The 6,754-nt window shown below is 62.4% G+C and carries 4 protein-coding genes; 1 reads left to right on the top strand and 3 read right to left on the bottom strand.

Annotated features, from left to right (window positions below):
* Positions 1 to 1,251: sulfatase-like hydrolase/transferase (locus tag B2585_RS20515; protein WP_292025922.1), on the top strand; the 1,251-nt coding region annotated here is incomplete at its 5' end.
* Positions 1,252 to 2,036: 785 nt separating this feature from the next.
* On the opposite strand, the gene B2585_RS20510 is transcribed toward B2585_RS20515, so the two are convergent.
* From B2585_RS20510 to B2585_RS20500, 3 genes are read right to left on the bottom strand one after another with little or no spacing between them, the layout of a single operon-like run.
* Positions 2,037 to 3,278 carry an L-rhamnose isomerase gene (locus B2585_RS20510; protein ID WP_292025920.1) on the bottom strand — a complete coding sequence of 414 codons (1,242 nt, stop codon included), beginning with the start codon at positions 3,276 to 3,278 and terminating at the stop codon, positions 2,037 to 2,039.
* A gap of 27 nt (positions 3,279 to 3,305) precedes the next feature.
* Complete coding sequence (locus B2585_RS20505; RefSeq protein WP_292025918.1) at positions 3,306 to 4,451, bottom strand: alpha-hydroxy acid oxidase; 1,146 nt, start codon at positions 4,449 to 4,451, stop codon at positions 3,306 to 3,308.
* Between the two features lie 46 nt (positions 4,452 to 4,497).
* The gene (locus tag B2585_RS20500; protein ID WP_292025917.1) at positions 4,498 to 6,597 is read right to left on the bottom strand and encodes a bifunctional rhamnulose-1-phosphate aldolase/short-chain dehydrogenase; all 2,100 of its coding nucleotides are present in this window, start codon (positions 6,595 to 6,597) and stop codon (positions 4,498 to 4,500) included.
* Positions 6,598 to 6,754 lie beyond the last annotated feature (157 nt).

Here is a 6,754-nt window from a genome sequence, read left to right as displayed (position 1 = left end):
GGCAAGAGCCACCTTCAACGCATGACGGGCCATCCGCAGAAGAAGGGGCCGCAGCCCGTGTCCGGGCCGATTGCCGAGGCGGTGAAGGATGTGAACCGCTATGACGTGGAGTCGCCCGAAAACCTGACTGCTGAAGAGATCGTGGTGCCGCGCCCGTATTACGGGTTCGATCACGTCGACTTCACGTCCGACCATGGCGACCGCCCGAACGGTCACTATCTGCAATGGCTCAAGACCCGCCGCCCGGACGACTGGCAGGCCCTGCGCGACCGTGAGAACCAGTTGCCGCACAATTATTCCTGCCCGCAGGCCTACCGCACCCCGCTGCCGGAGGAGATTTACCCCTCGAGCTACATCGGGATGCGCGGCTGCGAGTTCCTCGACGCGCAAGATGCCAGCACGCCCTTCTTCGCGCTCGTCAGCTTTCCGGACCCTCACCATCCGTTCAATCCGCCGGGTCGTTATTGGGATATGTATGACCCCGACGATTTCGATATCGACCTGCCGTTCGAGGCGCACGAGACCCCGAACCCAGTTCTAAAGGCTCTGCGCGAAAAATTCCTCGACGGAAGCCAGTTCACCGCCGGGCAGGAAAACTTCATGGCGAGCGAGCGGCACCTGAAGGAAGCGATGGCTCTGACCGCCGGGATGGTCACGCTTATCGACGAACAAATCGGCAACCTGATCGACCGGCTGAAAGCGAATGGCCAGTGGGACAATACGGTCATCGTGTTCAACGCGGATCACGGCGATTTCCTCGGCACGTTCTCGATGCTGCTGAAGGGTCCCTACATCCACAACTCGACCTACCGGGTGCCCTTCATCTGGCGAGACCCGGACCGCGAAGGGGGCGGCACGGACGACCGGCTCACGTCCTCAGTCGACATCGCGCCGACGCTCCTCGAACGTGCTGGCGTTGCGCCTTACCATGGCATTCAGGGACGCAGCATCTGGAGCGGCGAGAGACGCGAAGAGCTGCTCATGGAGTTTGAGGACAACGCCCACCCCAAGCCCTACTTCACCGACCGCCCGGCGAACTCACGCACTCTTTTAACCCGCAGCCACCGGATGACGGTCTACGAGGGCGAGGATTGGGGGGAGCTATACGAACGGACCACAGACCCTGACGAGACCCGGAACCTTTGGGACGACCCCGACCACACGGTCCTGCGCACCACGCTGATCCGCAACCTCGTCGACGAGCTGATCGGGGCAACCGAGACCAGTCCATTCCCACCTTTTCGAGCGTAGCCGCTTCCACAACCTACACATATTTGTGGTTCATTACTGACGCGGGGAAGAAACCACTACAGCCGGTTGCTGCGGAGTCCGATGGATGGGAGGTTCGGTGCCTTGCTAGATGTCGGCACCAGAAACGATCCCCCTCGCGCATATCGAATATTTCTAGGTCTTCGACCTCGCTCAGCCGCGTGCATCATGGACTGGTCCGGTTTTGGTGGAGAGCTATGTCCCACTTCAAGGGCCGTTCACTCGATCTGGGTCGGACCAGCCGGACATGCACTAGCGCTGAATCCAGACCACATAGTTGGGATGGCCGGTTTCACGCATAATTGGTTGAGTGCCGTCAGAGGCGCTGCGCTGCCCGCTGAGTGCATCCAAGCCGTTTCAGGCGCCAAGACTACAGGCGCACGAAGATGCGCCCTGAGCGCGCGCAGAGCGTCTCTGAGGTGGCATCGCGCCGGGGTGCTGGCGCGAAGTCAGTCCGCCCTCGCGACTCTTTGGCCTCTTACATGTCTGCGACGGTGGACCGGATGGCAGGGCGGAATGTGCTTGAGGTGACATTCGAGAAGACCTTCCAGCTCGAGGAGCGCGTTTGCTATGTCGCGCACAAAGCTGACCCTAGCGAACTTTTTCTACACAACAAAAGGGATCCGGCGCGGCATGTCGATCCAGCCATTCCTGGGCCGGGTGCAACAGCGCGGACACGACAGACAAGTTGCCATTCCCCGCCCGAAACCCGACGTCCCACCGATGAGGACAAGCGCGTTGAGGAAGCGCCCTTTCTGTCGGATGTTCTACCTGCCCCGGTCGGCAACTCGCGTCTGATATCCCGCCAATTCATGAATCAGTCCCATGCCGTAAGGGCGTTCGTTGCGCGCGCAGAACTCGGCCCAAACCGCACCGAACGGCAGGTCCTTGAGCTCTTCGGTGAGAACAAACCGCGTGGTGAAGTCGAGCGCCTCCTCGGCGTCTTTCAACCGCGCCTGCGGCATCAGCGATGCCTCGAGGAGTGCCTTTTGCATGTTACGCACGCCGATGACCCAAGCTGCCGTGCGGCTGATCGTTGCGTCGAAGAAATCGAGCCCGATATGCGTGCGACCCAGCAGGTCGGCGAAAACCAGTTCCTGCGCCATCTGGCGCAACGAGTCGTCCAGAAGGATGACGTGGTCGGAATCCCAGCGCATCGGGCGCGAGACGTGGAGGAGGAGCTCATCCACGGAGAGGGCAACCGATGACAGCTTGTCTGCGATGTTCTCCGTCGGGTGGAAATGCCCCATGTCGAGGCAGAGCAGCGTGCCCTTGCGGATCGCGTAGCCCAAGTAGAATTCGTGGCTGCCCACGGTCATGGCTTCGACCCCGATGCCGAACAGCTTGGACTCCACCGCATCGAGCAGATGCGCCTTGTCGTGCTGAGGCGCGAGCATCGTGTCGAGCGAGGCCTCGAGCCTTTTGCGTGCGGCCATCCGGTCGACCGGCGTATCCTTGGACCCGTCCGGCACCCAGATGTTGTTCACCGCAGGCGACCCTAGCGCCGCGCCCATCTGGGCTGCGATGTCGCGGCAGCGCTTGCCGTGTTCGATCCAGAAGTCGCGGATGCCCTGATCGGGGTGGCTGAGGGTCAGGTTGTCGTCGGCCTTGGCATGGGCAAAGAAGGTCGGGTTGAAATCCAGGCCGATACCCTGATCCTTGGCCCAGTCGACCCAGGGCGCGAAATGCTTGAATTCGATTTCGTCGCGGTCCGGCGTCTCGTCGGTGTCGAGATAAAAGGCGTGCAGGTTCAGGCGATGTTTGCCGGGGATCATCGAATAGGCGAATTCGAGGTCGGCGCGCAGTTCGTCCGGCGTGCGGGCGCGGCCCGGATGGTTGCCGGTGGCCTGAATGCCGCCGCCGGAGGACCCAGACTGCCCCTCGAACCCGACCACGTCGTCACCCTGCCAGCAATGGACCGAGATCGGGATATGGGCGAGCGCCTCGATCGCGGTTTCGGTGTCCACGCCCCATTCGGCAAAGGCGTCCTTGGCGGATTGATAGCTCATTGTTCCTCCCTGCCGGTGGCCCGGCGATTATCTTGCGCGCAGCATGTCGCGGGTCAGGTCAGACACCTGCGCCGCGCCCATGAGGCGCATGTCCCGTTCGACTTCGTCGCGCAGCAGCCCGACCATGCGTTCGACCCCGGCCTGTCCGGCGGCGGCCAGCGGAAACAGATAGCCGCGCCCGATGCCGACGGCCTTGGCCCCCATGGCGAGCGCCTTGATGATATGCGTGCCGCGCTGGATGCCGCTGTCCATCATCACGTCGAGTTTGTCGCCGACCTGATCGACGATGCCACCGAGCGCATCGAAGGGGGCGATGGAACCGTCCAATTGCCGCCCTGCATGGTTCGACAGCACGATCGCGTCGCAGCCGATCTCGGCGGCGCGGGCCGCATCGTCGGGGTGTATGACACCCTTGAGGCAGAACTTCTCGTCCCAGAACTCGATCATCTCGGCGAGGTCGTCCCAGTTCATCGTGGGGTCCAGCATCTCGGTAAAGTAGCGTCCGATCGACATGGTGCCGCCGCCCATGTCGACGTGATCGTCAAGCTGGGGCAGCGCGAATTTTTCGTTGGTGACGTAGTTGATGCCCCAGGCCGGTTTCATGGCGAACTGCGCCATGCCGCCCAGCGTCAGCCGAAAGGGGATCGAGAATCCGGTGCGCTTGTCACGTTCGCGGTTGCCGCCGGTCATGCTGTCGACGGTCAGCATCATCACATCGACGCCTGCCTCTTTCGCGCGTTGCATCATCGCGCGGTTCAGGCCCCGGTCCTTGTGGAAATAGAACTGGTAGACCTGCGGGGTGTCATGCGTGCGCCTCAGCTCTTCGAGCGACGTGGTGCCAAGGGACGAGACTCCGAACATGGTTCCGTATTTCGCCGCCGCCGCCGCCACCGCGCGTTCGCCGTCATGGTGGAAAAGCCGCTGAAGCGCGGTGGGCGACAGGTAGAACGGCAGGGCCAGTTTCTGCCCCATGACCTCGACCGACAGGTCCACCGCTTCGGTCCCGCGCAGAACATGCGGCACAAGGTCCACGGCGTCGAATGCGGCCGGGTTGCGCCGCATCGTCACCTCATCGTCGGCGCCGCCGTCGATGTAGTTGAAGATGGGCGAGGGCAGTCGCCGTTTGGCGAGCCGCCGGAAATCATGGAAATTATGGCACTGGGTCAGGCGCATTCGGTTCTCCCTGATGGATGGGGGCGCAGGACGCCCCCACGCCGGGTCAGCGCGTGAAAGCTTCCTTGTTACCCGCATCGACGTTCACGATATTGCCCGTCGACTTAGCCGACGTATCGGCGGCAAAGAAATAGGCCGCTTCCGCGATATCCTCGGGAAGCACCGACCGCTTGAGCATGGAGCGGTTGCGATACATCTCCTCCAGCCCCTCCTTGTCGGTGCCGTAGGTCGAGGCCCGCTGGTCGAGCCATTCGCCCTCCCAGATCTTGGAGCCACGGAGAACGGCGTCCGGGTTCACAACGTTCACACGGATACCGGCCTCGGCCCCTTCTAGCGCGAGACAGCGGGCAAGATGAATCTCACTGGCCTTGGCGGTGCAATAGGCCGACGCGTTCGGGCTGGCCGCAAGACCATTCTTGGAGGCGATAAAGACCACCGAACCCCCGATGCCCTGCCCGCGCATGACCTTGAAGGCCTCACGCGAGACGAGGAAATAACCGGTGGACAGGATGTCCATGTTCTTTTGCCAAAGCTCCAGCGTGGTTTCCTCGACCGGGGCGGACGAGGCGATGCCAGCGTTGGAGACGAGGATATCGATGCCGCCGAACTCCACCGCGATATCGGCGTAGGAGGCCGCGACCTCGGCTTCGTCGGTCACATTCATCTTGACCGTGCGCACCACGTCGCGCCCGAAGCGCTGGACGAGATTTTCCTGCGTCGCGCTCAGGCTGTCCTCGTTTATGTCGGCCAGCATGACGCAGGCCCCCTCGGACAGGTAACGCTCGGCCGTGGCGGACCCGATCCCACCCGCGCCGCCGGTGACGAGCGCCACGCGACCGGCCAGCGACTTGGGCTTGGGCATGCGTTGCAGCTTGGCCTCTTCGAGCAGCCAGTATTCGATGTCGAAGGCTTCCTGCTCGGGCAGGCCGACGTATTCCGAGACCGCCGAGGCACCGCGCATCACGTTGATCGCGTTGGTATAGAACTCGCCGGAAATCCGCGCCGTCGCCTTGTCCTTGGCGAAGGTAATCATGCCCACGCCGGGGATTAGATAGACCACCGCATTCGGGTCGCGGATCGCTGGGCTGTCGTCGCGTTTGCAACGCTCGTAATAGGCCGCGTAATCCTCGCGATAGGCGGCGATCTGGTCGGGCAGTCCGTCCATCACCGCGTCGAGGTTGTTCTTGGCCGGGTCGAACGCCACCACAAGCGGGCGAATCTTCGTGCGCAGGAAGTGGTCGGGGCAGGAGGTGCCAAGCGCGGCGAGCGGCTCCATGTCCCTGGCGTTGACGAATTCCAGAACCGCGTCGCTGTCGTCGAAATGGCCGACCATGTGCTGATTGCCGGACACGAAACCCCGGATCCCGGGCATCAGGCGTGCCGCGACCGCGCGGCGGGCGTCCGGCGACAGGCTGTCGTGAACCGCGCCGCCGAAAGCCTCCTGACCGGCCGTCTTGCCGGCGAACCAATCCATCGCCTTCTGGATGATCTCGATGGTCAGCTCATAGCAGTCCTTGGCATCGTCGGCCCAGGTGAACAGCCCGTGGCTTTCCAGCACGACCCCTTTGGCATCGGGGTTCTTCTTGCAGAAATCCTCAAGCCACAGGCCCAGTTCGTAGCCCGGCTTTTTCCACGGCAACCAGCCGATATCGTCCCCGAAAATCTCCTGCGTCAGCTCCTTGGAGTTCTTCGAGGCCGCGATGGCGATGATCGCGTCGGGGTGCATGTGGTCGACGTGTTTGTGCGGCACATAGGCATGGAGCGGCGTGTCGATCGAGGCTGCGCGCGCGTTCAGGTTGAAGGTGCAATGGGGCAGGTAGCCGACCATCTCATCTTCGAACTCGACACCTCGGTAGAGCCCCTTGAGCGCGTTCAGCTTGTCCATGTAGAGGGTCGCGAAACCGTCCATCTTGGTCGAGCCGACATCGCCGCCTGACCCTTTGACCCAGAGCACCTCGACCTGATCGCCGGTGAGCGGATCGGTCTCGGTCACCTTGGCCGAGGTGTTGCCGCCGCCGTAGTTCGTGATTCGCTTGTCCGAGCCCAGAAGGTTCGAGCGGTAGAGCAGCTTCTCAGGCTCGCTCATCCCTTCGGATTTCGCGTCATTCCAAAGGTTTTCAAGCCGGTTTTCGGCGCGCGTCAACATGGCATTCCTCCCATAGATACCGCGAAATGCGGCCAGAGCCGTTGGCCGGACCCTGCGAGAATCACGGGGGCAAGTCAACCAAAACCGATCACAAACAATCATTCTGCGCCGCAGCATGATCGAAACTGAAAACTTTTGATTGACGCATGACCAGAAT

This window comes from Maritimibacter sp. UBA3975, from assembly GCF_002384975.1.
Classification (GTDB): Bacteria; Pseudomonadota; Alphaproteobacteria; order Rhodobacterales; family Rhodobacteraceae; genus Maritimibacter.
This window is presented reverse-complemented; position numbering and strand designations above follow the sequence as displayed.

Bases quoted from the DNA above. Each gene is read 5' to 3' on its own strand.
- B2585_RS20510 (WP_292025920.1), bottom strand. From the start codon at position 3,278: ATGAGCTATCAATCCGCCAAGGACGCCTTTGCCGAATGGGGCGTGGAC.
- B2585_RS20505 (WP_292025918.1), bottom strand. From the start codon at position 4,451: ATGCGCCTGACCCAGTGCCATAATTTCCATGATTTCCGGCGGCTCGCC.
- B2585_RS20500 (WP_292025917.1), bottom strand. From the start codon at position 6,597: ATGTTGACGCGCGCCGAAAACCGGCTTGAAAACCTTTGGAATGACGCG.